This window comes from Streptomyces bathyalis, from assembly GCF_015910445.1.
GTDB lineage: Bacteria > Actinomycetota > Actinomycetes > Streptomycetales > Streptomycetaceae > Streptomyces > Streptomyces bathyalis.
In genome coordinates this window covers 6,733,380-6,759,221 of sequence record NZ_CP048882.1, presented here as the reverse complement: position 1 = coordinate 6,759,221, position 25,842 = coordinate 6,733,380, and the positions used below count along the sequence as shown (strand labels likewise).

Below are 25,842 nucleotides of genomic sequence, written 5' to 3'. Positions count from 1 at the left end.
AACGTTACCGTATCGCAATCAGACAACCACTTCGACGCATTCCCCGGGTGGGCTGCCTGACATCCGTTCAGTCTCCAGGGCGTTCTGCAGAATGACCACTGCCGCGGCCTGGTCGATGCGGGATCGGCCCTTCTTGGAGTTCACGCCGGACGCACGCATGTCGTGTGCAGCCGTGACTGTACTCATACGCTCGTCCACCAGCCGAACCGGCACCGGTGTGATCTTCCTCGCCAGCTCCTCGGCGAACGCACGGACCTTGGCCGCGGCCGGCCCCTCGCCCCCGTTGAGGGAACGGGGCAGGCCGGCCACGACCTCGATCGGTTCGTACTCCTCGACCAGTGCCGCCAACCGCCGCCGGGCCGCGGCCAGATCACGCCCCGGCACCGTCTCGACCGGCGTCGCGAGCAGCCCGTCCGGATCGCTGCTGGCGACGCCGATGCGGGCGTCACCCACATCGACGGCCAGCCGGCGGCCTCGACGCATCAGGCGCTGCCGCTCTCTGTCACGAGCCGTTCGACGGTGGCGATGGCCTCGTCCACCGCGTCCGGGTTCTGGCCGCCGCCCTGCGCGACATCCGGCTTGCCGCCGCCACCGCCGCCGAGGGTCTTGGCGGCACCGCGCACCAGGTCACCGGCCCTCAGGCCGCGGTCCCGTGCGGCGTCGTTCGTGGCGATCACGGTCAGCGGACGGCCGCCGGTGACGGCGAACAGAGCGACGACGGCGGGACGCGAACCCGGGATGCGCTGACGGACGTCGAGCACGAGCGTGCGCAGGTCCTCCGCGGCGGTGCCGTCCGGCACGCGCGCGGCAGCCAGGGCCACGCCCCGTACGTCCGTGGCGCCTTCGGCGATTCCGGCAGCGGCCTGGAGCACCTTCTCCGCGCGGAAGCGCTCGATCTCCTTCTCGGCGTCCTTCAGCCGGGTCACCATCGAGGAGATCCGCTCGGGAAGCTCCTCCGGACGGCCCTTCACCAGATCGGTGAGCTGGGAGACCACCGTGTGCTCACGGGCGAGGAACTTGTAGGCGTCGACGCCGACGAGGGCCTCCACACGCCGCACTCCGGAGCCGATGGAGGACTCGCCCAGCAGCTTGACCAGGCCGAGCTGCGCGGTGTTGTGGACGTGGGTTCCGCCGCACAGCTCCTTGGAGAAGTCGCCGATCGTCACCACGCGCACCCGCTCGCCGTACTTCTCGCCGAACTCGGCCAGCGCGCCCTGCTTCTTCGCGTCGTCGATGCCCATGTACTCGGCGGAGACGTCGAGTTCGCGGGTGAGCACCTCGTTGATCCTCTGCTCGACGTCCGTGAGGACCGAGCCGGGCACGGCCGTCGGCGAGCCGAAGTCGAAGCGGAAGCGGCCGGGCGAGTTCTCCGAGCCGGCCTGCGCGGCCGTGGGCCCGAGGGCGTCACGCAGCGCCTGGTGCGTGAGGTGCGTGGCGCTGTGGGCACGGGCGATGGAGCGGCGCCTGTCGATGTCGATCTGCGCGTGGGCGGACGACCCGACGGTCACCTCGCCGACCTGGACGACGCCCTTGTGCACGGAGACACCGGCGACCGGCTGCTGCACGTCGCGGACCTCGATGACCGCGCCGTTCTCCAGCCGGATGCGGCCGGTGTCGGCGAGCTGGCCGCCGCCCTCGGCATAGAACGGGGTGCGGTCGAGGACGACTTCGACCTCGTCACCCTCGTGGGCCGCGGGCGAGGAGACGCCGTCCACGAGCAGCCCGACGATCGAGGCCTCCCCCGCCGTGTGCTTGTAGCCCGTGAAGTCCGTGGCGCCGCTGCTGTCGGCGATCTCGCGGTACGCGGAGAGGTCGGCGTGACCCTGCTTCTTGGACTTGGCGTCGGCCTTGGCACGGTCGCGCTGCTCCTGCATCAGCCGGCGGAAGCCGGCCTCGTCGACCGTGAGGCCCTGCTCGGCGGCCATCTCCAGCGTGAGGTCGATCGGGAAGCCCCACGTGTCGTGCAGCAGGAACGCCTTCTCCCCGGGCAGGACCGAGCTGCCGGAGGCCTGGGTCTCGCTGACGGCGGTGTCCAGGATGTTGGTCCCGGAACGCAGGGTCTTCAGGAAGGCGGCCTCTTCGGCGAGGGCGACCGTCTCGATGCGCTTGCGGTCGGTCTCCAGCTCCGGGTACTGCGGCGCCATGGCCTTGATGACGGTGTCCGTGAGCTCGGCGACGGTCGGATCCGTCGCACCGAGGATGCGCATGTTGCGGATGGCGCGGCGCATGATGCGGCGAAGTACGTAGCCGCGGCCCTCGTTTCCCGGTGTGACGCCGTCGCCGATGAGCATGACGGCGGTACGGATGTGGTCGGCGACCACGCGCAGGGAGACATCGGTCTGCTCGGCGGCGCCGTAGCGCACACCGGTCAGTGCGGTGGCCTTGTCGAGCACCATGCGCGAGGTGTCGATCTCGTACATGTTGTGCACGCCCTGAAGGATCATCGCCAGGCGCTCGAAGCCGAGGCCGGTGTCGATGTTCTGGCTGGGCAGATCCCCGATGATCGGGTAGTCCTTGCCCTCCCCCGGACCGCGCTCGTACTGCATGAACACCAGGTTCCACAGTTCGACGTAGCGCTCGTCGTTGACGGCGGGACCGCCCTCGGGACCGAACTCCGGGCCCCGGTCGTAGCTGATCTCCGAGCACGGGCCGCAGGGGCCGGGAACGCCCATGTCCCAGTAGTTCTCGTCCTTGCCGAGCCGCTGGATGCGCTCGGCGGGGACGCCGACGACGTCGCGCCAGATGCGCTCCGCCTCGTCGTCCTCCTCGAAGACAGTGATCCACAGGCGCTCGGGGTCCAGACCGTAACCGCCCTTGTCCTGCGGGGTCGTCATCAGTTCCCAGCCGTAGACGGCGGCGCCTTCCTTGAAGTAGTCGCCGAAGGAGAAGTTGCCGCACATCTGGAAGAACGTGCCGTGGCGCGTCGTCTTGCCGACCTCTTCGATGTCCGGTGTGCGCACGCACTTCTGCACGCTGGTGGCGCGCTTGTACGGCGCCTTGACCTCGCCGAGGAAGTAGGGCTTGAAGGGGACCATGCCCGCCGGGACGAGCAGCAGCGTCGGGTCGTCCGCGATCAGCGACGCCGACGGCACGACGGTGTGCCCCCGCTCCTCGAAGAAGCGCAGCCAGCGGCGGCGGATTTCAGCCGACTCCATCAGTGGTCCTCGTTTCGGTCGTTCGGTCGGTCGGGGCCCTGCCGGTGGTGTGCGGAGCCCAGTTGTGGCCTGCGGGCTTGAGTGGGGAGCCCGGGGCCTTGGTCGGGAGGTGGAGTGTCCAGTCCGAGAGCGTCGTTCAACTCGCTTTCGCGCTGGGCCATTCCGGCGCGTACGTCCAGGGCGAAGTCCTTGAGCCGGTGGCCCCCCTTGACGGCCTTGTCAGCGGCACGGACGGCGAGCGCGTCGGGTGCGAGCGAGCGCAGCTTGCGCTGGACCTTGGTGGTGGCCCACACACCGGCTGCGGCGCCCGTGGTGAACCAGAAGGCACGGCGGAACATCTGCGGATCAGCCCTTTCCTCGCTCACGCCCAAGTCCGCCGCGCCGTGCACCCGGCAGGGTGCGGGTCACGACGACGGGCGGCGGCTTCTGCGATGCCTCGGCCTTCCGCTTCCGGCCGAGCGCACGCCGTACGCCGTAGCCGAAGGCCGCGACCTTCACCAGCGGTCCGCCGAAGGTGGTGGAGACGGTGGAGGAGAGCGCGGAGGCGTTGGAGGTGACCTCCTGGACGTCCGTCGCGATCGCGTCCACGCGGGCCAGCTGCGTCTGGGCGGAACGCACCGTCGCGGACGCCTCTCCCAGCAGCGGGACGGCCCGTTCGGTCACGCCCGTCACCAGCTTGGTGGCCGCCTTGAGCGTCTGTGCGAGCCTCACCAGCACCACGGCGAGGAACGAGACCAGAATCGCCCAGAAGACCGCCACGAGGAGACCGGCCACCTCTCCACCGGACACGCTGCACCGCTTCCCTCGGGTCGTTCGGGGTCCGCCTCCGTTCCTGGACGCGCTCGCACACGGACCGCGTCCGGCACCCTGTCCGGGCGGCGGAGGCTCTGTACCGAGCCTATCGCGCCCGCAGGGCCCGTTCGTACCGCATAAATGACGGCATCGGAGCAGGACGGAGGGCGTGCGCTCCGCCGGTGGAGCACGTACGCGCGGCACGGCCCCCGGCCGCGGTACGGGACCGGACGGAGCGGCCGGCGGCCCGAAACGGCATGTGCGGCATGGAGGTTGGTCGCGCTGAGACGAACGAACGCGCATCCGGGCCGGGTTGAGCTCTCACGGGGACACGGCAGCCCGCCGTGCCGGCGCCGGGCCGGGGGCCGGACGCGTGCGGCAGGCGGGCTGTGCCGTCGTGTTGCGCTGTCGTCGCAACGCGACGCCGAGGGCGCCGCAGGAGGCGCGAGGCGAATGTACCGCTGGACCGTGTGGCCTCTCCCGCGCCCGCGGGCTCAGCGTGCGTAGTACTCGATGACCATCTGCTCGTCGCAAACCACAGGGATCTCCTTGCGGTTGGGCGTGCGGTCGAGACGGAAAGCGAGCGCCTCCAGGTTGACCTCGAGGTAGCGCGGGGTCTCGCCGTCGGGGGCGTAGCCGCCCTCGCGTGCCACCAGGAAGGGGTGCTTGGTGCGGCTGCGCTCGCGGACCTGCACCACGTCGTCCGGCTTCAGCCGGTAGGAGGGCTTGTCGACCTTACGGTCGTTCACCGAGATGTGGCCGTGCACGACCATCTGACGGGCCTGGTAGATCGTGCGGGCCAGGCCGGAGCGGAGAACGAGGGCGTCGAGGCGGCGCTCCAGCTCGATGACGAGCGCGTCGCTGGTCTTGCCGTCGCTCTTGCGGGCGCTCTCGTAGGCACGGACCATCTGGCGCTCGCTGATGTCGTACTGGGCACGCAGCCGCTGCTTCTCCAGCAGCCGGACCTTGTAGTCACTGTTCTGCTTGCGACCCCGGCCGTGCTCCCCCGGCGGGTAGGGCCGGTGCTCGAAGTACTTCACGGCCTTGGGGGTCAGCGCGATGCCGAGGGCACGCGACTTCTTGACCTTGGGACGCGACTGGTTCACTGAACGGACCTCCATGTAAGTTAGGTGAGGCTTACCTTAGCGGAGGAGAACGTATGTTTCGACCTGGGATTCCCCGCACCGACTCCGGCGGGGGACAGCCGCGTCCCGTGGAAGACGCCCGGGCACCAACTGCCGCGGAGCGCGTACGAACTCTCGTTGAATCCAGCGTATCGGCCGTGCTGGACATTCCGTCGGCCCGGTCGGCGGAGCCCGCCCCGGTCGGATACGGCAGTCCGGAGGCACGGGCCGTCACCAAGGACGGTGACGTGGTGCTCCTCGTCCCCGCCTCCTCACCGGCGGCTCAGCTGGCGGAACACGCGAGCGGCGACGAGGTCGTCGCGGTGATGGAAATCACCGACGTCGCGCCCGTCGCGGTTCCCCACCGCGTGCGGGGCAGGGCCTGGGTCGCGGGCTGGCTGACCGCCGTCGGGCCCGGTGAGCGCGCGGCGCTCGCGCGGCTGGTCGCGGACCGGCACCCGGCCGGACCGCCGGCGGCCGACGTGGCGTGGGTCCTGCTTCGGCTGGAGGTCGGCGAGGCACACGTCGATGACCTGTGGGGCTCGGAAGCGGTGGAACCCGACGACTTCGCGGCGGCGACGCCCGATCCTCTGGCGCCCCACGAGGCCGAACTGCTCCAGCACCTGGCGTCCTCGCACGATGACCAGATGCGCACTCTGTGCGGGCTGCTGGGCGAGACCGGGCCGGCCTGCGCGGCGGCCGGCGCCGACGCTGTGCCCCTGTCCGTGGACCGCTACGGGATGCGGGTGCGCTTCTGCGGCATCGAGGGAGAGCCCCCCTCGGCATGCTTCGACGCCAGGTTCGAGTTCCCGGACCCGGTCGACGACGTGGCTCAGCTGCGGCAGGCGATGCGACTGCTCTTCGAGGCCGCCGAGCAGTAGCGGACGCGGGAGAGCGGCAGAGGACCGGGGACATGCGCGGTCACGCGCGGGCCCGGGATTCGCCGGGCCCCGCGCCGTGTCAGCCCTCCTGGGACTTCTTGGATTCCTGTGCGGGCTGCGGCTCCTCGGACGCGGGGGCGGTACCGCGCAGCCGCTCACGGACGCGCTCGGCCACCTCCGCGTAGCGGGCCTCGGCGCCGTAACGCGTCGGCTCGTAGTAGCGCTTGCCGTGGATCGCGTCCGGGGCGTACTGCTGCGCGGCGATGGCGCCCGGCAGATCGTGCGGGTACTGGTAGCCCTTGCCGTGGCCGAGCTTCGCGGAGCCCTGGTAGTGGGTGTCGCGCAGATGTGCCGGGACGGGGCCGGCCGCCCCGTCCCGCACGTCGGCGAGGGCCGCGTCGATCGCCATGTACGCGGCGTTAGACTTCGGGGCCAGGGCGAGCGCGACAACGGCATGGCCCAGCGTGATGCGGGCCTCCGGGAAGCCGATCATGGCGACCGCTTGGGCTGCCGCCACAGCCGTCTGCAGGGCCGACGGGTCGGCCAGCCCGATGTCCTCGCTGGCGGAGATCATCAGGCGGCGCGCGATGAACCGGGGGTCCTCCCCCGCCTCGACCATGCGCGCCAGATAGTGCAGCGCCGCATCGACGTCCGAGCCACGGATGGACTTGATCAGAGCGCTCGCCACGTCGTAATGCTGGTCGCCGTCGCGGTCGTAAGTGACCGCCGCCCGGTCGACCGCCTCCTCCAGAGTGGCGAGGGTGACGGCCGTCTCCCCCTTGGCCAGGGCGGCACCCGCGCCCGCCTCCAGGGCGGTCAGCGCACGCCGGGCGTCGCCTCCTGCGATGCGCAGCAGATGGCTCTCGGCCTCGGGCGGCAGCGTCACCGAGCCGCCGAGGCCGCGCTCCTCCTCAACGGCACGGCCGATCAGGGAGCGCACGTCCTCATCGGTGAGCGCCTCCAGCGTCAGCAGGAGCGAACGCGACAGAAGCGGAGAGATCACCGAGAAGTACGGGTTCTCCGTCGTCGCGGCGATCAGGGTGACCCAGCGGTTCTCGACCGCGGGCAGCAGGGAGTCCTGCTGGGCCTTGCTGAACCGGTGGATCTCGTCGAGGAAGAGGACCGTGTCCTTGCTGTACGCACCGGAGGAACGGCGCGCGCTCTCGATGACCGCGCGGACCTCCTTCACGCCCGCCGTGATGGCGGACAGCTCCACGAAGCGCTTGTCGGTGGCCTGGCTGACGACGTACGCGAGGGTCGTCTTGCCGGTGCCCGGCGGGCCCCACAGCATCACCGACGACGGACCGGCAGGACCTCCGCCGCCCTCCCCGACGAGGCGGCGCAGCGGAGACCCCGGGCGCAGCAGGTGCTGCTGGCCCACGACGTCATCGATGGTGCGCGGGCGCATCCGCACGGCCAGCGGGCTGGCCGACGGATCCTTCGCCTGGCGTTCCTCTGCGGCCGCGGTGAACAGGTCGGGTTCCACGCCAGGAACCCTAAATCAACCCTCCGACAACGACGGCGGGAGTGCCTCCGGCGTCAGCCGGTCCAGAACTCCCACCAGCGCACGAGGATCAGCAGGCCGATGATCCCGATGTGCAGGAGCGGAAGCACCCAGGGGAACTCGTCGAGGAAGCCCCGGACAGGAGCGGGTGCGGGCAGGAAGCCGTGCCGCACGTTGTGCGCCGTCACGTACCAGAACATGGTGATCGTGGCGACCCAGGCGAGGCTGCACCACAGGCACAGGGCGCCGATGTCGTACAGCGACTGGTACATGAGCCAGGTGCAGAATCCGACGCCGAAGAGCGTGCCGGCGTTGAACGTCAGCCAGTACCAGCGAGGGAAGCGGGCCTTCGTCAGGAGGCTCATCCCGACGCAGATCACGATCGCGTACGCCACGAGACCGATCATCGGGTTCGGCACCCCGAAGGCCTCGGCCTGCTCGCTCTTCATGATGCTGCCGCAGGAGATGACCGGGTTGAGGCTGCAGGCGGGTGAGAAGTCCGGGTTCTCCGCCAGCTTGATCTTGTCGAGGGTGATCACCCAGGACGCCAGCAGCCCGGCGGCCGCCGTGATCAGCAGCATCCAGGCGAAGGCTCGTCCGGCGCCGACGACGCTCCTGGGGGGCTCGTCCGTGCCCGTGCGAGCGTCGTCGAGGGGTGCCGTCATGGTCATAAGCCCTTGATCCCGTCGTCGGTCCTCTTCTGCCCCGTGTGCCGCTCATTGTGCACCAAGGCCCGCGCCGTCAGCGGAGTTTCGCGGCCACCTCGGCCACCACTCCGTCGAGCGGCACGGCGGTCTGCTCGCCGCTGAGCAGATCCTTCAGCTGCGCCACTCCCTGGGCCAGATCCCGCTCCCCGACCAGCAGCGCGTAGCGCGCGCCGGAACGGTTGGCCGATTTCATGGCGTTCTTCATGCCCTTGCCGCCGTACGCGAAGTCGGCGGCGACGCCCTCCCGGCGCAGTTCGGTCACCACCCGAAAGAGTGCGCGGCGTGCCTCGTCGCCGATCGGCACCGCGAACACGTCCGTGGCCGCGGGCAGTTCGAGCTCCACGCCCTCCGCGCGCAGCGCCAGGACCGTGCGGTCCACGCCCAGGGCCCAGCCGACGGACGGCAGCTCCGGACCGCCGATCATCTCCGACAGTCCGTCGTAGCGCCCGCCGCCGCCCACGGCGGACTGCGAACCGAGCCCGTCGTGCACGAACTCGAAGGTGGTGCGCGTGTAGTAGTCCAGCCCGCGCACCAGCCGGGGGTCGTCCTCGTAGGCGACGCCCGCCGCCGTCAGCAGTTCGCGCACCTGCTCGTGGTACGACTTGCACGCCTCGCACAGGTGGTCCCGCATCATCGGCGCGTCCGTCAGCTGCCGCTGCACGCTCTCCCGCTTGTCGTCCAGAACACGCAGGGGGTTGATCTCGATGCGGCGGCGCGTGTCCTCGTCGAGGTCGAGACGCCGCAGGAACTCCTGGAGCGCCGCACGGTAGACGGGGCGGCACTCCTTGTCCCCGAGGGAGTTGAGCAGGATGCGGAACTCGCGCAGCCCGAGCGAGCGGTACGCGTCGTGCGCCAGGACGACCAACTCGGCGTCCAGCGACGGGTCTTCGGCACCGATCGCCTCGGCGCCCACCTGTGAGAAGTGCCGGTAGCGGCCCTTCTGCGGACGCTCGTAGCGGTAGTACGAGCCCGAGTACCACAGCTTCACCGGAAGGTTGCCGCTCTTGTGCAGGCTGGCCTCGAGGGCGGCGCGCAGCACGGAGGCGGTGCCTTCGGGACGCAGCGCGAGCTCGTCGCCGCCCTTCGTGGTGAGGGTGTACATCTCCTTGGTGACGATGTCGGTGGACTCGCCGACACCGCGCGCGAAGAGCTCGACCTGCTCGAAGCCGGGCGTCTCGGTGTAGCCGTACCCGGCCCGGCGCAGCGGTGCCGAGAGCGCCTCACGCACCGCGAGGTAGTCCGCGGACTCGGGCGGGATGAGGTCGTAGGTGCCCTTGGGGGCCTTGAACGTGGTCACGGAAGGTCTCGTCACATTCCTCGTCGCGGGGCGGCGCCCGTACTGCCGCCGCCCGGCCCGGCAGCCACCTGCTGCATGAAGGGGTTGGTGGCACGCTCCCGGCCGATGGTCGTCTGGGGGCCGTGGCCCGAGAGCACCACCGTCTCGTCCTCCAGCGGCAGGCACACGCGCGCCAGCGACTGAAGGATCTCCTCGTGGTCGCCCCCGGGAAGATCGGTGCGTCCGATGGAGCCGGCGAAGAGCAGGTCGCCCGAGAAGAACACCGGTGGCACATCTGCCTGTTCGGGCATCCGGAACGTCACCGACCCTTTGGTATGGCCCGGTGCGTGCGTGACGGTCAGCTCCAGCCCGGCCAGGCGGAGGGTGGCGCCGTCGGTGAGCTCCTCGATGTCATCGGGCTCGCCCACGGTCAGCTCACCCATGAGCGGCTGCCCGATGCTGCGGCCCAGGGCCTTCTCCGGGTCGCTCATCATGTAGCGGTCCTCGGGGTGGATCCAGGCGGGCACGTCGTGGGCGCCGCACACCGGCACCACCGAGGCGACATGGTCGATGTGGCCGTGGGTCAGCACGACGGCAACCGGCTTCAGCCGGTGCTTGGCGACGGCCTCCGCCACACCTTCGGTGGCCTGGTGGCCAGGGTCGATGATCACGCACTCCTCGCCGGCGGCGGGGGCGACCAGGTAGCAGTTGGTCCCCCAGGCCCCGGCGGGGAACCCGGCAACGAGCACGATCGTCCTTCAGTCGTCCGGAAACGGTCACGGCGGCCGGGGCATCCTGCCCGGGGAGCGCCGGGAGCCCGCGGCGGTCAGCGCAAATCGCCCCGCCGATCAAGCTGGTCACAGCCTACCGGCGGCGGCCACGGAGCCGCGAACCCGTATACGGTACGGGCGGACTCTGGTAGGTACGCACGCATCCCCACGCACGCACGGCCCGAAGGAGAAGCCCCCGGTGGTCAGCAGCGAACAGCGCAGAAAGCAGCTCGCACGCGAGAAGTACCTGAGACAGCAGGAGCGGCGGGCGCAGCGCCGGCGCCGGGCACGTCTGCGCACCATCGGGATCCTGACGGGCGCCGCGCTGGTGATCGGGGCGGGCGCGGCCTACATGGCCTCGGGCGGCCTCGATGGCGAGGAGAAGAAGAAGGACGCCTCCGCGAACAAGGACCCGGACCCCTGCACCGAGGCCGCACCGGGCAAGCCGAGCGGAGAGAAGTGGAAGAAGGAGCCCGAACTCGGCATCGACGAATCCGCGAAGTACGCGATGACGCTGCGCACGACATGCGGTGACATCAGCTTCGACATGGACGCGTCGAAGACCCCGCGCACCGTCAACTCCTTCCGCTTCCTGTCCGGGGAGAAGTTCTTCGACCACACCAAGTGCCACCGCCTCGTGAAGCAGGGCCCCTACGTCCTGCAGTGCGGCGACCCCACCGCCACCGGCAAGTCCGGCCCCGGCTACACGCTTCCGGACGAGAACCTGAAGGACCCACGTGTGAAGGGCGGCACCTACCCGGCCGGCACCGTCGCGATGGCGAACCGGTACCAGGCGCAGACCGGCAAGGGCCGGGACACCGGGGGCAGCCAGTTCTTCCTCGTCTACAAGGACAGCAAGCTGCCGCCGGACTTCACGCCGTTCGGAAAGATCACCAAGGGCATGGGTGTGCTGAAGAAGATCGCGGCGGCGGGTTCGAGGCCGGAGCCGGAGAACCGGAACGTCGCCCCGATCGCGACCGTGGTGATCGAGGGGACCTCCGTACGCAAGTCCTGACCGGCCCGCCCGTATACGCACAGTGCCCTTCGCATGCACAATTTCGCTCCGTCGGCATGCGGACAGCGTGGGCGACGTTCGCCTATGTTGGCAGTGACGAGATCTGTGGACGATGCCGGGGGGCCCGCACCCAGCCTGGGCATCTTGTGGAGGAGGCGCTGTGAGCAGCGACCCGTCGTGGGGCCGCGTCGATGAGGCGGGGACCGTATACGTGCGTACAGCCGACGGTGAGAAGGTCGTCGGATCGTGGCAGGCAGGCTCCCCGGAGGAAGCCCTCGCCTACTTCACGCGCAAGTACGAGGGCCTGGTCGTGGAGATCAGCCTCCTGGAGAAGCGTGTGCAGACCACCGATCTGTCCGCCAAGGACGCCAGTGCCGCGATCGAGCATCTTCGCGAGCAGGTGGACGCGCATCACGCGGTCGGCGACCTGGACGCGCTCAGCAAGCGCCTCGACGCCCTGACGGTCGCCGTGGACAAGCGCCGCGAGGAGCGCAAGGCGGAGAAGGCGCACCAGAACGAGCGGGCGCGCCAGTCCAAGGAGGAGCTGGTCAACGAGGCGGAGGAGCTCGCGCAGAGCGAGCAGTGGCGGGCCTCCGGCGAGCGGCTGCGTGCCCTGGTCGAGAACTGGAAGCGCCTGCCGCGGCTCGACCGCAAGACCGACGACGAGCTGTGGCGCCGCTTCTCCCACGCCCGTTCGGCCTTCTCCAAGCGCCGCAAGGCCCACTTCGCCCAGCTCGACGCGCAGCGTGAGGAGGCCCGTCAGCGCAAGGAGAAGCTGGTGGCCGAGGCCCAGGCCCTCTCCGGCTCCCGCGAGTGGGGCCCGACCGCGGCCAAGTACCGCGAGCTGATGCAGGAGTGGAAGGCCGCGGGGCGTGCGCAGCGGGAGTACGAGGAGGACCTGTGGCAGCGCTTCCGCGGCGCTCAGGACGTCTTCTTCCAGGCCCGCAGCGAGGTGTTCGCCGAACGCGACGTCGAGCAGCGGGAGAACCTGGCGCGCAAGGAGGAGCTGGCCGCCGAGGCGGAGAAGCTGCTGCCCATCACCGATCTGAAGACGGCCCGTGGCTCCTTCCGCGCCATCAACGAGCGCTGGGACGCCGTGGGGCATGTCCCCCGCGACGCCCGGCCCAAGATCGAGGGCCGCATGCACGCGGTGGAGCGGGCGATCCAGGAGGCCGAGGAGGCCGAGTGGCGCCGTACGAACCCCGAGGCGCGGGCACGCGCGGCGGGGCTGACGGGCCAGCTGCAGGACGCCGTCGACAAGTTGCGCGGCCAGGCCGAGAAGGCCCGCGCGGCGGGGAACACCGCCAAGGCCGAGAAGCTGGAGAAGGAGCTCGCCGGCCGCCAGGAGCTGCTGGACCAGGCGATGAAGGGCCTGGAGGAGTTCGGCGGCTGACGGGGAGCCCGATCACCCGGGGACCGGAAGCCGGTGCGCTGTCTGCGGTGGCAGGCAGCGCACCGTTCTGTGTGCACCGGGCACACCGAGGCGCCGGACGCACCAGGGCAGGGCTCCATGACCGGGGAGGCCCCGAGGGTCAGGACGGCCTGCGTGCCGAGGTCACCCGGTAGACGTCGTAGACACCCTCCACGCCACGCACCGCCTTCAGCACGTGCCCGAGGTGCTTGGGGTCGCCCATCTCGAAGGTGAAGCGCGAGGTGGCGACGCGGTCCCGAGAGGTCTGGACGGCCGCCGAGAGGATGTTGACGTGCTGGTCGGAGAGGATTCGCGTGACGTCCGAGAGCAGCCTGGAGCGGTCCAGAGCCTCGACCTGGATGGCGACGAGGAAGACCGACGACTGGCTCGGCGCCCACTCCACGTCGATGATCCGCTCGGGCTCCTTCGTCAGGGAATCCACGTTGACGCAGTCCGTACGGTGCACGGAGACACCGTTGCCCCTCGTGACGAAGCCGATGATGGGGTCACCGGGCACCGGCGTACAGCAGCGGGCCAGTTTGACCCACACATCGTCGACGCCCTTCACGACGACACCCGGGTCGGAGTTCGCCCGCCGCTTGGCCCGCCGTGTGGCGGCCGGCATGGGCGGCGCGGTCTCGGCGAGGTCCTCGTTGGCGGCGTCCTCCCCGCCGAGGGACTGCACGAGCTTCTGAACGACGCTCTGCGCCGACACATGGCCCTCGCCGATGGCCGCGTAGAGGGCGGAGATGTCGGCGTAGCGCATCTCGTGGGCCAGGGTCACGAGGGAGTCGCCGGTGAGGATGCGCTGGATCGGCAGGTTCTGCTTGCGCATCGCGCGGACGATGGCGTCCTTGCCCTGCTCGATGGCCTCGTCCCGGCGTTCCTTGGTGAACCAGGCGCGGATCTTGTTGCGGGCACGGGGCGACTTGACGAAGCCCAGCCAGTCGCGGGAGGGCCCGGCGCCCGGGGACTTGGAGGTGAAGACCTCGACGGTGTCGCCGTTCTCGAGCGTCGACTCCAGCGGCACCAGACGCCCGTTGACGCGGGCCCCGATGGTGCGGTGGCCGACCTCGGTGTGCACGGCGTACGCGAAGTCGACGGGTGTGGCTTCCGCGGGAAGCGCGATGACGTCGCCCTTGGGGGTGAAGACGAAGACCTCGTTGCGGGACAGGTCGAAGCGCAGCGACTCCAGGAACTCGCCCGGGTCCTCGGTCTCCTTCTGCCAGTCCAGCAGCTGGCGCAGCCAGGACATGTCGTTGACGTGCTCGTCGCCCTTGCCGGTGCCCTTGGGCACGTCCGTGCGCACCTTGGAGGCGCCGGCGACGGCCTGCTGCTTGTACTTCCAGTGGGCGGCGATGCCGTACTCGGCACGGCGGTGCATGTCGAAGGTGCGGATCTGAAGTTCGACGGGCTTGCCCCCAGGCCCTATCACCGTCGTGTGCAGCGACTGGTACATGTTGAACTTCGGCATCGCGATGTAGTCCTTGAACCGGCCGGGAACCGGATTCCACCGTGCGTGCACGGTGCCCAGTGCCGCATAGCAGTCGCGGACGGTGTCCACCAGGACGCGGATGCCGACCAGGTCGTAGATCTCCGCGAAGTCCCGGCCGCGGACGATCATCTTCTGGTAGACGCTGTAGTAGTGCTTCGGGCGGCCGGTGACGGTGGCCTTGATCCGGGCGGCGCGCAGATCGCCCTGCACCTCGTCGGTGACGACGGCCAGATACTCGTCCCGCTTCGGGGCCCGCTCGGCGACGAGCCGCACGATCTCGTCGTACATCTTCGGGTAGAGGATCGCGAAGGCGAGATCCTCCAGCTCCCACTTGATGGTGTTCATGCCCAGGCGGTGCGCGAGGGGTGCGAAGATCTCCAGGGTCTCCCGGGCCTTCTGCTCCTGCTTCGCCCGCTTCAGGTAGCGCATCGTGCGCATGTTGTGCAGCCGGTCGGCGAGCTTGATGACCAGCACCCGAGGGTCCTTGGCCATGGCGACGACCATCTTGCGCACGGTCTCCGCCTGCGCCGCCTCACCGAACTTGACCTTGTCCAGCTTGGTGACGCCGTCGACGAGGAGCGCCACCTGCTCTCCGAAGTCGCGGCGGAGGGTGTCCAGGCCGTACTCGGTGTCCTCGACGGTGTCGTGCAGCAGCCCGGCCATGAGCGTCGCCGGGTCCATCCCGAGCTCCGCGAGGATGGTGGTGACGGCGAGCGGGTGCGTGATGTACGGGTCGCCGCTCTTGCGCTTCTGGCCGCGGTGCCAGCGCTCGGCGACCTGGTAGGCGTGCTCGATCTGGCGCAGCGTCGCCGACTCGATCTTGGGGTCGTTGCCGCGCACTATCCGCAGCAGCGGCTCCAGGACCGGGTTGAAGGGGCTGGAGCGCTGGACGCCGAGACGCGCGAGACGGGCCCGTACGCGGTTGGAGGAGCCGGAGCGGCCCGAGACACCGGAGACGGCGCGGGCCGGGGCCACACGCTCGCTCTGCGCCTTCTCGGCCGACTCCGCGGCTGCGGCGCGCTCCTCCACGGCCGTGCCGGCGGGATTGGCGCTGCCTCCGTCCTCATGCGCGGATCCGGTCGGGCCGCGGCCGCCGCGCTGCGGCCCGGCAGGGGGACGGGAACCGCGGGTCTCACGGTGGTCCGCGGCGCCGGCGCCGTCCCGAGGCAGCCCGTCCGGGGCAGCGGCGAGAGCGCCGGGCCCGCCGGGCTCGGCGTCGTGACGCTGTGCCGCGGTGTACGGCTGGGCCTCGTCTGGCAAGAGCACTCCTCGTTGGACCCCAGGTCGGACTGCTGCCATGGTATCGACCTCGGAGGCGCCCCCGCCCGCCACCGGCGGTGCGGCCACAGCACGAAGGCGGTCACCCGCGTCTCCTGGGGAGAACGTACCGGGTGACCGCCCCATGGCGTCCTGTCGTGGTCAGACCGTGACCAATGCGTCCAACGGGGCATCGCGCAGCGTGGGCTTGAGCTTGTCCCGGCCACCGAGGAAACCGAGCTCCATCAGGACCGCGATGCCGGCGACCTGCGCCCCGGCCCGCCGCACCAGCTGCAGCGCGGCCTCGGCGGTGCCCCCTGTGGCCAGCACGTCGTCGACGATCACCACCCGGTCCTCCGAGGTGAGGTCCTCGGCGTGCACCTCCATCTCGGCGGTGCCGTACTCCAGCTCGTAGGACTGCGCGAGCGTGGCGCCCGGGAGCTTGCCGGCCTTGCGTACCGGGATGAAGCCGAGGCCCGCCCGCACGGCCACCGGCGCGGCGAGGATGAAGCCCCGCGCCTCGAGGCCGACGACCTTGGTGGCGCCGCGCCGGGAGCAGATCGCCGCGAGGCTGTCGGTGAGCACCGTGAACGCCTCGGGGTCGGCGAGGAGCGGCGTGATGTCCTTGAACATCACCCCGGGCACCGGGTAGTCCGCCACGTCGCGGATCCGGCCGAGCAGCATGTCGCGCACGGCGCCGGGGACCGCGGCCTCCGGGTCGCTGATGCCGGTCATCGGATCACCTGCGCTTTCCGGACGGACGGTTGCGGCTGCGGCTGCGCGAGGGCGGCTGGCGACGCTGGCTGCGGGAACCTGCCTCGCTCCCGCCGCGCGGGCCGACGACTCCGGCGGCGGCCGTCGCGGCGGCGTCCGGGGCCTGCACACCGCCGTGCCCGGGGCCCTCGAAACCGTCGGACGGACCGTGGCCCTCGAATCCGTCCTCCTCGTCCTCGCGGGCTTCGCGGTCCTCGTTCTTGAGCCTCTTGCTCCGCACGCGGCGGGCCAGGGCCTTCATCTCCGGCTGACGCTCCTTGAAGTCGGCGACGAGCGGCGTCGCGATGAAGATCGAGGAGTACGCACCGGCCGCGAGGCCCACGAAGAGGGAGAGCGCGATGTCGTTGAGCATGCCGCCGCCCAGCAGACCGCCGCCGATGAACAGCAGCCCCGCGACGGGCAGCAGCGCCACGACTGTGGTGTTGATGGAACGCACCAGGGTGGAGTTGATGCTGCGGTTGGCGATCTCGCTGTAGGTGTAGCGCGTCTGCTTGGTGACGCTTCGGCTGCTCTCTCTCAGGCTGTCGAAGACGACGACGGTGTCGTAGAGGGAGTAACCGAGAATCGTCAGCAGGCCGATGACTGTGCCCGGCGTGACTTCGAACCCGACGAGCGAATAGATGCCGACGGTGATCGTGATGTCGTGGATCAGCGCGATGAGCGCGGCCAGCGCCATCCGCCACTCGAAGGCGATGGCCAGATAGATCACCACGAGGACCATGAAGATCCCCAGACCCAGCCACGCCTTGTTGGCGATCTGCTCACCCCAGCTGGGGCCGACGAGCTGAGTGTCGATCTGGTTGGCGTCGACCTTCAGCTCTTTCGAGATGGATTCCTTGACCTCCGTCGACTTGTCCGTGTCCAGACCGGCGATCTGGATGCGCATGCCGCCGCTGCCCAGCTGCTGGACGATCGCAGCGCGGCCGGATTCCTTCTCCACGACCTCGGTCGTGTGCTGGATGGAGGCGGTCGTCTTGGGCGTTGTGAGCACCGCGCCGCCCTGGAACTCGATGCCCATGTTGAGGCCGCGGACCACGAGCCCCACGATCGCCGTGATCGTGATCAGGATGGAGACGCCGTACCAGAACTTGCGCTTGCCGATGAAGTCGTAGCCGACGTCACCGCGGTAGAGCCGGGCACCGAGGTTGCCGAGTCGCGACATCTCATGCCTCCTTCGGGTCGGTACGGACGGCGGACGCGCGTCGGCCGCGGCGCAGTGGAGGTTTGGCCCCGAGCCTGGTCGGGTCGAGGCCCGACCACGAGTGACCGCTGGAGAAGAACCTCGTACGTGCCAGCAGCGTCATCAGCGGCTTGGTGAAGAAGAAGACCACGACGATGTCCAGGAGCGTGGTCAGTCCGAGCGTGAACGCGAAGCCCTGCACCTTGCCGACGGTGACGATGAACAGCACCGCCGCGGCGAGGAACGACACGAAGTCGGAGACCAGGATGGTGCGCCGGGCGCGTGGCCAGCCCCGCTCGACGGCGGGCCTCAGCGTGCGTCCCTCGCGGATCTCGTCGCGGATGCGTTCGAAGTAGACGATGAACGAGTCCGCGGTGATACCGATGGCGACGATCGCACCGCACACCGCCGGGAGGTTCAGCGCGAAGCCGATGGCGGGGCCGAGCAACGACATGATCGTGTACGTCAGCACCGCGGAGACCAGGAGGCTGAGAATCGCGATCAGGGACAGGCCCCGGTAGTACGCGACCAGATAGACCACGACGAGTCCCAGTCCGATCGCACCGGCGATGAGGCCCGCCATCAGCTGTTCGCTGCCGAGGGCCGGGGTCACCGTCGTGACGTCCGACTCCTCGAATGTGAGGGGCAGCGCGCCGTAGGAGAGGATGTTGCCCAGCTCCTGTGCCGACTCCTGGGTGAAGCTTCCGGAGATCTCGGCGTTGGCCGACAGCCGCTGGCTCACGGAGGGCGCGGAGACGACCTCGCCGTCCAAGGCGATCGCGAACTGGTTCTGCGGCTGCTGCTTCTTGGCGAGCTTGCCCGTGGTGTCACCGAAGTCGTCGGAGCCCTTGCCGTCGAAGGACATGGTGACGATCCACTGACCGCGCTGCTGGTCGAACTGGGCCTTGGCGTCGGTGACGTTCTTGCCCTCGACACCGACCGGACCCAGCGCGTACTTGATCTTCTCCTTGGAGTCGCAGGCGAGGACCGGCTCGCTGGACTTGGCGGCGGAGGCCCGCTCGCTCACCTTGGCCTTGGCCTGCTTGCCGTTGCAGTCCAGCTTCTGCAGCTTCTTCGCCAGCTCCGGCGGCACACCCGGCGGCAGCTGCTGCTGCGGAGGCGTGGTGGGCGGCGTGGTCTTGTCCGGCTTGGGGCTGGGCTTGTCGTCGGCGGGTGCGGCGGCTGCGGCCTGCGCCTTGAGCCCGTCGGTGACGGCACGGCCCTGGTCGTCCTGGCCACTGCCCTGCTGGCCCTGACTGCTCCGGCTCTCGCTGGACTGCGAGGGCGACTTGGAGGGGGACTGCGAGGGCTGCTGCTGCGGCGGCTTGGGCTGCTTGGTGGTCGGCATGTACGTCAGCACGGGCCGGAAGGCCAGCTTGGCGGTCGTACCGACCTGTTCGCGCGCCTGCTTCTCATTGGTGCCGCGGGGGATGTTCGCGATGATGTGCCGGTCGCCCTGGGTCTGGACCTCGGCCTCCGACACACCCAGACCGTTGACACGCCGCTCGATGATGCCAACGGCGGTTTCCATGTTGGTCTGATTGATCGCGTTCGGCTTCCCCGGCTGGTTCTTGGCCTCGAGCGTGATGCTCGTACCGCCGGCGAGATCGATGCCCAGCCGGGGGGTGCTGTGACCGGAGAAGAACATTCCCCCGGTCAGGCCCACCAGTGCCAGCAGGATCAGCAACAGCGAACGCCAAGGTTTCGCGTGTGCGCCCGGGCTCCTGCGGCCTTTCTTCGGTGCTGCCACCTTCTCGTCTCTCCTGTCCCAGCAGCCTGTGCCGGCCCAGGAGTTGAGTGGGGCCGCCACGCGGCGCACAAATGGTCTGCGGACGTGCTTCGCCGCCGGGCCCGGTCAGTGGCCCGGCGGCGCCGACCTTACTCGGAGTCGGTGCCCTTCCGCTTGGCGTCCTCGGGCTGGTCGTCGCCCTTTGCCGACTCGTCCTTCGCGTCGGCCGCCGTGGTCTTGGCGTCCTTGGCGGAAGCGGACTCGTCGTCGTCCTTGGCGAAGTCCACCTTGGAGCTGTCGGCGTCGTCGTCCGAGGTGAGCGAGGAGGCGTCGTCCGGGACGACGGTCTTGCCGATCTCGAGGTCGCTGGGCGCGCCGTTCACGATCCGCTCGTACTCCTCCTGCTCGAGCACGGCGCCGACGGCGTTCTTGGCGTAGAGGGCGTGCGTCCCGGGAGCAACCTCAAGGAGGACCGTGTCGTCGCGGATCTCCTTGACGGTGGCGTACATGCCGCCGATCGTGCGGACACCGGTGCCCGGCGTCATCGCATCACGCATGGCGGCGGCCTTGCGCTGCTTGTTCTTGGCGGACCGGGTCATCAGGAACATGGCCCCGATGAGCACGATGAAGGGGAGGAGAGTAACGATATTCACGGCGGGAGAAAGTCCTTCGACGGACCGCGACAGAAGCGGCCGGGTTTCGGGGTGGGCGTGCCGCCCGTGAAGGGACGGCGTCGGCGGAGTCTAAGCGAGCCCTCGCCAATGGAACAACGTCAAGGGTGCCACTGGGGTTCCTGGTGTGCCCCGGTCGTCCACGTCACTCTCCGAAGAGGCCCGCCTGCCCCGGCCCCGCGGGGGAATCCGGGCGCCCGTGGGCCTGCGGGGGGCGGGCCATTCCCAGGTGGTCCCAGGCCGCCGGGGTGGCGATGCGGCCGCGCGGCGTGCGGGCCAGCAGTCCCTCCCGTACGAGGAAGGGCTCGGCCACCTCCTCGACGGTCTCGCGCTCCTCCCCCACCGCCACGGAGAGCGTGGAGAGGCCCACGGGCCCGCCTCCGAAGAGCTTCACCAGCGCGCCCAGGACGGCGCGGTCGAGCCTGTCGAGGCCCCTCTCGTCCACCTCGTAGACGCCGAGGGCGCGGGAGGCGATCTCCCGGTCGATGACTCCGTCCGCCTTGACCTGGGCATAGTCGCGGACCCGGCGCAGCAGGCGGTTGGCGATGCGCGGCGTGCCACGGGAGCGGCCGGCGATCTCGGCGGCGCCCTCGGCGTCCGTACGCACTTCCAGCAGGCGCGCGGAACGGTGGACGACCTGCTCCAGTTCGGCCGGCTCGTAGAACTCCATGTGGGCGGTGAACCCGAACCTGTCGCGCAGCGGAGGAGGCAGCAGCCCGGCACGCGTGGTCGCGCCGACCAGGGTGAACGGCGGCAGCTCCAGCGGGATGGCGGTGGCGCCGGGGCCCTTGCCGACGATCACGTCGACGCGGAAGTCCTCCATCGCCATGTAGAGCATCTCCTCGGCGGGCCGCGACATCCGGTGGATCTCGTCGAGGAAGAGGATCTCGCCCTCCTGGAGCGAGGAGAGGATCGCGGCGAGGTCGCCCGCGTGCTGGATGGCGGGGCCCGAGGTGATGCGGATGGGGGCGCCCATCTCCGCGGCGATGATCATGGAGAGTGTCGTCTTGCCGAGACCGGGGGCGCCGGAGAGCAGGACGTGGTCGGCCGTGCCGTGACGCTGGCGGGCGGCCTTCAGCACCAGGTCGAGCTGCTCGCGCACCTTGGGCTGGCCGATGAACTCGCTCAGCTCCTTGGGGCGCAGCGCGGCCTCGACGGCGCTCTCGTCGCTGTCCGCCTCGGGGCCGACGAGGCGGTCCGTGCCGTCGTCCGCCGCGCCCGCTCCTGCGTACTCCTCGCCGCTCATGGCGTCTGCCTCCGACTGTGGTGGTGCACGGGGCCGTGCATATGGCTCTCTTGCGGCTCCCGCGGGGCATCGGCGCGGGGCGTCCCCTGCGATGTCCCCGGTCGTGCCCCGGCAGTTCTCCTGCGCGGCGTCACTCGCGGCTCACCGCGCCCGGTTCAGCGTCTGGAGCGCGGCACGCAGCAGCTGCGGCACGGGCGGCTCCGCGCCGGAGGCCGCCGCCTCCTCGGCCTGCGGGGCGACGGCCGCGACTGCTTCGTCCGCCTCGCGCGTCGCATAGCCCAACCCGACGAGAGCGGAGTGCAGTTGGCCGCGCCAGCCCCCGCCACCCGCCGCGCCCGCACTCTGCCCGGGAAGGTGTGCCGCCGCGGCGGACACCGGCTCACCGAGGCGGTCCTTGAGCTCCAGCAGCAACTTCTGCGCACCCTTCTTCCCGATGCCCGGCACGGCCGTCAGGGCCTTCTCGTCGCCGCTCGAGACGGCCGCCCGCAGCGCGTCCGGCGAGTGGACCGCCAGCATGGCCTGGGCGAGGCGTGGCCCGACCCCGCTCGCCGTCTGCAGCAACTCGAAGGTCTGCCGGGCGTCTTCGTCGTCGAAGCCGTACAGGGTCAGCGAATCCTCCCGTACGACGAGGGAGGTTGCGAGTTTGGCGTGCCGGCCGACGCGCAACTGGGCGAGCGTGCCCGGCGTGCACTGCAGGGCCATGCCGACACCGCCGACCTCGACAACGGCCGTGTCGGGGGCGAGAGATGCGACGGTGCCGGATACGAAGGCGATCATCGGGAGGTGCCTTTCGGGGCTCGTGCGGTGTCGTCCGCGGCGGCAGCCTGTGCACCCGCACCGGGCCCGGGTGAGGAGGCGGCGGCGTGCCTCGCGTGCGCCTGCTGGAGGCGGTTGAGGCGCTGCTGGAACGGAGTGCGCCAGATGTGGCAGATCGCGAGCGCGAGGGCGTCGGCGGCATCGGCCGGACGCGGGGGTTCATCGAGCCGCAGCAGCCGCATGACCATGGTGCCGACCTGCGCCTTCTCCGCCCTGCCCGCGCCAGTGACCGCGGCCTTCACCTCGCTGGGAGTGTGGAGCTCGACGGGCAGTCCGCGGCGCGCGGCGCACAGCATCGCGACCGCGCTCGCCTGTGCCGTGCCCATCACGGTGCGGACGTTGTGTTGGCTGAACACCCGCTCCACGGCGACGGCTTCGGGGCTGTACCGGTCGAGCCACTGCTCGATGCCCTGCTCGATCATCACGAGGCGTTCGGCGACGGAGATGTCGGCCGGTGTGCGTACGACGCCGACCCCCTTCATCGTCAGCGGCCTGCCGGCGACCCCCTCGACGACACCGATGCCGCAGCGGGTCAGTCCCGGATCGACACCGAGCACACGCACGCCCGTCCTCCTCGCTCACGCCTCGCGCTCCGACTGTGTTCCCGCAGGTTATCGGCAGGCACCGACAATCCTGCGGCAACGTACCGGCACGGATGCGCGAACGGGTCGGTGAACGGGCCGGATCCCGGCGGCAGTTGCGGGCAGCGGAGACGACTCGGCCGCCGCGTGCGGCACTCCGCAGGCGGCGGCCGGAACGGCGACCCCGGGCAGGACGTCAGGCGTCGACCTTCGCCATGACGTCGTCGTCGACGTCGAAGTTGGCGAAGACGTTCTGCACGTCGTCGCTGTCCTCGAGCGCGTCGATCAGCTTGAAGATCTTGCGGGCGCCTTCCTCCTCCAACGGCACCTGCACGGTGGGCAGGAAGCTGTTGTCGGCGGACTCGTAGTCGATGCCGGAGTCCACCAGGGCCGTGCGCACCGAGACGAGGTCGGTGGCCTCGCTGATGACCTCGAAGTTCTCGCCCAGGTCGTTGACTTCCTCGGCCCCGGCCTCCAGGACCGCGGCGAGCACGTCGTCCTCCGAGAGCCCGTCGCCGCCCTTGGGGACGATCACGACCCCCTTGCGGTTGAAGAGGTACGAGACGGAGCCCGGGTCGGCCATGGAGCCGCCGTTGCGGGTCATGGCGACCCGCACGTCGGAGGCGGCGCGGTTGCGGTTGTCCGTCAGGCACTCGATGAGCACCGCGACACCGTTGGGGCCGTAGCCCTCGTACATGATCGTCTCGTAGTCGGCACCGCCTGCCTCCAGGCCGGCGCCGCGCTTGACCGCACTGTCGATGTTCTTGTTGGGGACCGAGCTCTTCTTCGCCTTCTGGATGGCGTCGTAAAGGGTCGGGTTGCCGTCGGGGTCGGCTCCTCCGGTACGGGCGGCGACCTCGATGTTCTTGATCAGCTTGGCGAAGAGTTTGCCGCGCTTGGCATCGACCACGGCCTTCTTGTGCTTGGTGGTTGCCCACTTAGAGTGGCCGGACACAGCCTCGCTCCTTCGACGTCACCGACATGAACCGACGCGGAGATCCTACCGTCAGCGGCTCAGAGCGCCGACCGCCCCGCTCTTCCGCCCCAGGCCCATGCCTTTTCGGCGTTGTCCTGCGCAACGGGGCGTGCACACCCGGTGGTCAGCCGCGTGCGCTGCGCACCATCTCCACGAACATCGCGTGCACCCGGTGGTCACCCGTGAGTTCGGGGTGGAAGGACGTCGCCAGCAGGGCGTCCTGGCGCACCGCGACGGTGTGCCCGTCGTGGACGGCGAGGACCTCGGCGCGCTCCCCCGTCGACTCCACCCACGGTGCCCGGATGAAGACTCCCTCGACGGGGCCGCCCTCGACGCCCTTGACGTCGAGCGGCGCCTCGAAGGACTCGTTCTGCCGCCCGAAGGCGTTGCGGCGCACGAGCATGTCGATCCCGCCGATGGTCTCCTGCTCCTGCCCACCGGAGGTGACGGGGGCGGTGCCCAGGATCTTGTCCGCGAGAAGGATCATGCCCGCGCAGGAGCCGTAGACCGGCATCCCCGCCCGCACGCGCTCACGCAGCGGCTCCATGAGACCGAAGAGGACGGCCAGCTTGGAGATCGTCGTCGACTCGCCGCCCGGGACGACCAGGCCGTCCACGCCGGCCAGTTCCTCGGCACGTCGCACGGCACACGTCCGCGCGCCCGCCGCGGCCAGGGCGGCGAAGTGCTCACGTACGTCGCCCTGCAGGGCGAGGACGCCGACGGTGGGAGTGCTCACGAACGGGTGCCTCTCGTACGGGTGTTGTTTCCTTGCGGACGTCCTACGGCGCCGGGTGGGTCACCAGCCGCGGGAGGCGTAGCGCTCACCCTCGGGCAGGGTGTCGCAGTTGATGCCCACCATGGCCTCACCGAGACCGCGCGACGCATCGGCGATGATCTTCGGGTCGTCGTAGAAGGTCGTGGCCTTCACGATCGCCGCGGCGCGCTTAGCCGGATCACCGGACTTGAAGATCCCGGAGCCCACGAAGACGCCCTCGGCGCCGAGTTGACGCATCAGCGCGGCGTCCGCGGGAGTGGCGACGCCGCCGGCGGAGAAGAGGACCACCGGCAGCTTGCCCAGCGTGGCGACCTCCTTGACCAGCTCGTACGGTGCGCGCAGCTCCTTGGCGGCGCCGTACAGCTCGTGGCTGTCCAGCGACCTGAGCCTGCCGATGTCGCCGTTGATCTGACGCATGTGCCGCACGGCCTCGACGACGTTCCCCGTGCCCGCCTCACCCTTGGAGCGGATCATGGCCGCTCCCTCGGAGATGCGCCGCAGGGCCTCGCCGAGGTTGGTGGCGCCGCACACGAAGGGCGTGGTGAAGGCGAACTTGTCGCTGTGGTTGACCTCGTCGGCCGGGGTGAGGACCTCGGACTCGTCGATGTAGTCGACGCCCAGCGCCTGGAGGAGCTGCGCCTCGACGAAGTGGCCGATGCGGGACTTGGCCATCACCGGGATCGTGACGGCCTCGATGATGCCCTCGATCATGTCGGGGTCCGACATCCGCGCGACGCCGCCGTCCTTGCGGATGTCCGCGGGAACCCGCTCGAGCGCCATGACCGCGACGGCACCGGCGTCCTCGGCGATCTTCGCCTGCTCCGGCGTCACGACGTCCATGATCACGCCGCCCTTGAGCTGCTCGGCCATGCCGCGCTTGACGCGCGCGGTGCCGGTCTCGGGGGCCTGGGCGGCGGAGGTGGCAGAGGGCACGGAAGACGGGCTGGACACGGATGACCTCACTCGACGGTAAAAAGTACGACAGGACCATGGTAGGTCCGCTGCATACACAGTCCCGGAGAGGGGTGGCCTTGGAAAAGGGCCAATCCGGCTGCGGTGGACTGCCCGTCGGGCACTCGGGAGCTCCGTGGCACGGCTCCCGGACGCGCCGTCGCCGCTGCTCCGCTGCCGCTGCCCGCCGCGCCTACCCGGGCGCTCCGTTGCCCCGGTCCGCCAGGGCCGGCGGCGGTTCGTCGTCCATCTCGAAGGCCAGCGGGAAGGGCGCGTAACCGGCGAGCCGGAGCCAGCGGACGGTGCGATGGCGCCGCAGGGCACGCGCGGCGCGCACCGCGTCGTTGTGGAAGCGCCGCGCCATCGGCACCCGCCGTACGGCCGCGGCGAGTTCGACGGCCGCGTCCTCTCCGCCCGGAGCGGCACGTACGGCCTCGACCTGCGCGCTCTCGTCGAACACGGCTCGCAGCGCCTGGCTCAGTTCGCTCTCGGCGACCTCGCGCTGCTCCTCCGGCGCCTGTCTCGCGTCGTGCGCGGCCTGGTAGAGGACCATCGACGCCGCGGGGTCGAGCACGCCGGCGGTGGCCAACTCCTGTGCGATGGAGGCCCGACGGAGCAGTTGGGCGTCGAGGGCGGCCCGCGCGGCGTCGATGCGGGCGTGCAGCCTGTCGAGCCGTCCGGCGGTCCAGCTGAGGTAGACGCCGATGAGGAGCACGGCTACGACGAGCAGGATCAGGGTGGTCATGGTGGGCATCG

The 25,842-nt window shown here is 70.2% G+C and carries 24 protein-coding genes; 3 read left to right on the top strand and 21 right to left on the bottom strand.

Annotated features, from left to right (window positions below; all coding sequences use genetic code 11):
- Positions 1 to 18: 18 nt before the first annotated feature.
- From ruvX to rpsD, 5 genes are all read right to left on the bottom strand, one after another.
- A complete protein-coding gene (ruvX, locus tag G4Z16_RS29440; RefSeq protein ID WP_216865980.1) occupies positions 19 to 483 on the bottom strand; it encodes a Holliday junction resolvase RuvX in 465 nt (154 codons plus the stop codon).
- Positions 483 to 3,155 carry an alanine--tRNA ligase gene (alaS, locus tag G4Z16_RS29435; RefSeq protein WP_197353613.1) on the bottom strand — a complete coding sequence of 891 codons (2,673 nt, stop codon included), beginning with the start codon at positions 3,153 to 3,155 and terminating at the stop codon, positions 483 to 485. The genes ruvX and alaS overlap by 1 nt, the downstream gene beginning before the upstream one ends.
- Positions 3,155 to 3,493 (bottom strand): DUF6167 family protein, encoded by a 339-nt coding sequence (locus G4Z16_RS29430; RefSeq protein WP_197355000.1) that lies wholly within the window; start codon positions 3,491 to 3,493, stop codon positions 3,155 to 3,157. Before G4Z16_RS29430 ends, alaS begins: the two co-directional genes overlap by 1 nt.
- Before the next feature lie 7 nt (positions 3,494 to 3,500).
- Positions 3,501 to 3,944 carry a DUF948 domain-containing protein gene (locus G4Z16_RS29425; protein WP_197353612.1) on the bottom strand — a complete coding sequence of 148 codons (444 nt, stop codon included), beginning with the start codon at positions 3,942 to 3,944 and terminating at the stop codon, positions 3,501 to 3,503.
- A gap of 497 nt (positions 3,945 to 4,441) precedes the next feature.
- Positions 4,442 to 5,068: a 30S ribosomal protein S4 gene (gene rpsD / locus G4Z16_RS29420; RefSeq protein ID WP_197353611.1), complete on the bottom strand. Its 627-nt coding sequence runs from the start codon at positions 5,066 to 5,068 to the stop codon at positions 4,442 to 4,444.
- Positions 5,069 to 5,106: 38 nt separating this feature from the next.
- On the opposite strand from rpsD, the gene G4Z16_RS29415 reads away from it, so the two are divergent.
- Positions 5,107 to 5,952: a DUF2470 domain-containing protein gene (locus G4Z16_RS29415; protein ID WP_197353610.1), complete on the top strand. Its 846-nt coding sequence runs from the start codon at positions 5,107 to 5,109 to the stop codon at positions 5,950 to 5,952.
- A gap of 79 nt (positions 5,953 to 6,031) precedes the next feature.
- Here G4Z16_RS29415 and G4Z16_RS29410 read toward each other — a convergent pair whose 3' ends face one another.
- The 4 genes from G4Z16_RS29410 to G4Z16_RS29395 form a co-directional block, all read right to left on the bottom strand.
- A complete protein-coding gene (locus tag G4Z16_RS29410) occupies positions 6,032 to 7,438 on the bottom strand; it encodes a replication-associated recombination protein A (RefSeq protein ID WP_197353609.1) in 1,407 nt (468 codons plus the stop codon).
- 53 nt (positions 7,439 to 7,491) lie between these two features.
- Complete coding sequence (locus G4Z16_RS29405) at positions 7,492 to 8,127, bottom strand: vitamin K epoxide reductase family protein (RefSeq protein ID WP_197353608.1); 636 nt, start codon at positions 8,125 to 8,127, stop codon at positions 7,492 to 7,494.
- 70 nt (positions 8,128 to 8,197) lie between these two features.
- Positions 8,198 to 9,460, bottom strand: coding sequence for a histidine--tRNA ligase (gene hisS / locus G4Z16_RS29400; RefSeq protein ID WP_197353607.1), 1,263 nt, complete (start codon positions 9,458 to 9,460; stop codon positions 8,198 to 8,200).
- Between the two features lie 11 nt (positions 9,461 to 9,471).
- Positions 9,472 to 10,188 (bottom strand): MBL fold metallo-hydrolase, encoded by a 717-nt coding sequence (locus tag G4Z16_RS29395; protein WP_028435893.1) that lies wholly within the window; start codon positions 10,186 to 10,188, stop codon positions 9,472 to 9,474.
- A 220-nt stretch (positions 10,189 to 10,408) separates the two neighbouring features.
- Here G4Z16_RS29395 and G4Z16_RS29390 point away from each other — a divergent pair, with 220 nt between their 5' ends.
- Complete coding sequence (locus tag G4Z16_RS29390; RefSeq protein WP_197353606.1) at positions 10,409 to 11,224, top strand: peptidylprolyl isomerase; 816 nt, start codon at positions 10,409 to 10,411, stop codon at positions 11,222 to 11,224.
- A gap of 160 nt (positions 11,225 to 11,384) precedes the next feature.
- On the top strand, positions 11,385 to 12,617 hold the full coding sequence (locus G4Z16_RS29385; protein WP_197353605.1) for a DUF349 domain-containing protein: 1,233 nt from the start codon (positions 11,385 to 11,387) through the stop codon (positions 12,615 to 12,617).
- 139 nt (positions 12,618 to 12,756) lie between these two features.
- On the opposite strand, the gene G4Z16_RS29380 is transcribed toward G4Z16_RS29385, so the two are convergent.
- The 12 genes from G4Z16_RS29380 to G4Z16_RS29325 all read right to left on the bottom strand — a co-directional run bounded on the left by G4Z16_RS29380 (position 12,757) and on the right by G4Z16_RS29325 (position 25,840).
- Positions 12,757 to 15,390, bottom strand: a complete 2,634-nt coding sequence (locus G4Z16_RS29380; protein ID WP_197353604.1) for a RelA/SpoT family protein — start codon at positions 15,388 to 15,390, stop codon at positions 12,757 to 12,759.
- A 159-nt stretch (positions 15,391 to 15,549) separates the two neighbouring features.
- On the bottom strand, positions 15,550 to 16,122 hold the full coding sequence (locus G4Z16_RS29375; protein ID WP_197353603.1) for an adenine phosphoribosyltransferase: 573 nt from the start codon (positions 16,120 to 16,122) through the stop codon (positions 15,550 to 15,552).
- Between the two features lie 4 nt (positions 16,123 to 16,126).
- On the bottom strand, positions 16,127 to 17,323 hold the full coding sequence (gene secF, locus G4Z16_RS29370) for a protein translocase subunit SecF (RefSeq protein ID WP_197353602.1): 1,197 nt from the start codon (positions 17,321 to 17,323) through the stop codon (positions 16,127 to 16,129).
- 1 nt (position 17,324) lies between these two features.
- Positions 17,325 to 19,091 carry a protein translocase subunit SecD gene (secD, locus tag G4Z16_RS29365; RefSeq protein ID WP_197353601.1) on the bottom strand — a complete coding sequence of 589 codons (1,767 nt, stop codon included), beginning with the start codon at positions 19,089 to 19,091 and terminating at the stop codon, positions 17,325 to 17,327.
- A gap of 128 nt (positions 19,092 to 19,219) precedes the next feature.
- On the bottom strand, positions 19,220 to 19,723 hold the full coding sequence (gene yajC / locus G4Z16_RS29360) for a preprotein translocase subunit YajC (RefSeq protein WP_197353600.1): 504 nt from the start codon (positions 19,721 to 19,723) through the stop codon (positions 19,220 to 19,222).
- Positions 19,724 to 19,886: 163 nt separating this feature from the next.
- Positions 19,887 to 20,987, bottom strand: coding sequence for a Holliday junction branch migration DNA helicase RuvB (gene ruvB / locus G4Z16_RS29355; protein WP_197353599.1), 1,101 nt, complete (start codon positions 20,985 to 20,987; stop codon positions 19,887 to 19,889).
- Positions 20,988 to 21,128: 141 nt separating this feature from the next.
- Positions 21,129 to 21,764 (bottom strand): Holliday junction branch migration protein RuvA, encoded by a 636-nt coding sequence (ruvA, locus tag G4Z16_RS29350; protein ID WP_197353598.1) that lies wholly within the window; start codon positions 21,762 to 21,764, stop codon positions 21,129 to 21,131.
- Positions 21,761 to 22,366, bottom strand: a complete 606-nt coding sequence (gene ruvC / locus G4Z16_RS29345; RefSeq protein WP_197353597.1) for a crossover junction endodeoxyribonuclease RuvC — start codon at positions 22,364 to 22,366, stop codon at positions 21,761 to 21,763. The genes ruvA and ruvC overlap by 4 nt, the downstream gene beginning before the upstream one ends.
- A gap of 214 nt (positions 22,367 to 22,580) precedes the next feature.
- Positions 22,581 to 23,339 carry a YebC/PmpR family DNA-binding transcriptional regulator gene (locus G4Z16_RS29340; RefSeq protein WP_197353596.1) on the bottom strand — a complete coding sequence of 253 codons (759 nt, stop codon included), beginning with the start codon at positions 23,337 to 23,339 and terminating at the stop codon, positions 22,581 to 22,583.
- Positions 23,340 to 23,484: 145 nt separating this feature from the next.
- Positions 23,485 to 24,096, bottom strand: a complete 612-nt coding sequence (gene pdxT / locus G4Z16_RS29335) for a pyridoxal 5'-phosphate synthase glutaminase subunit PdxT (protein WP_197353595.1) — start codon at positions 24,094 to 24,096, stop codon at positions 23,485 to 23,487.
- 60 nt (positions 24,097 to 24,156) lie between these two features.
- On the bottom strand, positions 24,157 to 25,068 hold the full coding sequence (pdxS, locus tag G4Z16_RS29330; RefSeq protein ID WP_425508130.1) for a pyridoxal 5'-phosphate synthase lyase subunit PdxS: 912 nt from the start codon (positions 25,066 to 25,068) through the stop codon (positions 24,157 to 24,159).
- Positions 25,069 to 25,279: 211 nt separating this feature from the next.
- The gene (locus tag G4Z16_RS29325; protein ID WP_197353593.1) at positions 25,280 to 25,840 is read right to left on the bottom strand and encodes a LemA family protein; all 561 of its coding nucleotides are present in this window, start codon (positions 25,838 to 25,840) and stop codon (positions 25,280 to 25,282) included.
- Positions 25,841 to 25,842 lie beyond the last annotated feature (2 nt).

Coding starts and splice junctions, on each gene's coding strand:
- ruvX (WP_216865980.1), bottom strand. CDS start 483: ATGCGTCGAGGCCGCCGGCTGGCCGTCGATGTGGGTGACGCCCGCATC.
- alaS (WP_197353613.1), bottom strand. CDS start 3,155: ATGGAGTCGGCTGAAATCCGCCGCCGCTGGCTGCGCTTCTTCGAGGAG.
- G4Z16_RS29430 (WP_197355000.1), bottom strand. CDS start 3,493: ATGTTCCGCCGTGCCTTCTGGTTCACCACGGGCGCCGCAGCCGGTGTG.
- rpsD (WP_197353611.1), bottom strand. CDS start 5,068: ATGGAGGTCCGTTCAGTGAACCAGTCGCGTCCCAAGGTCAAGAAGTCG.
- G4Z16_RS29415 (WP_197353610.1), top strand. CDS start 5,107: ATGTTTCGACCTGGGATTCCCCGCACCGACTCCGGCGGGGGACAGCCG.
- G4Z16_RS29405 (WP_197353608.1), bottom strand. CDS start 8,127: ATGACCATGACGGCACCCCTCGACGACGCTCGCACGGGCACGGACGAG.
- G4Z16_RS29375 (WP_197353603.1), bottom strand. CDS start 16,122: ATGACCGGCATCAGCGACCCGGAGGCCGCGGTCCCCGGCGCCGTGCGC.
- secF (WP_197353602.1), bottom strand. CDS start 17,323: ATGTCGCGACTCGGCAACCTCGGTGCCCGGCTCTACCGCGGTGACGTC.
- ruvB (WP_197353599.1), bottom strand. CDS start 20,987: ATGAGCGGCGAGGAGTACGCAGGAGCGGGCGCGGCGGACGACGGCACG.
- ruvA (WP_197353598.1), bottom strand. CDS start 21,764: ATGATCGCCTTCGTATCCGGCACCGTCGCATCTCTCGCCCCCGACACG.
- G4Z16_RS29325 (WP_197353593.1), bottom strand. CDS start 25,840: ATGCCCACCATGACCACCCTGATCCTGCTCGTCGTAGCCGTGCTCCTC.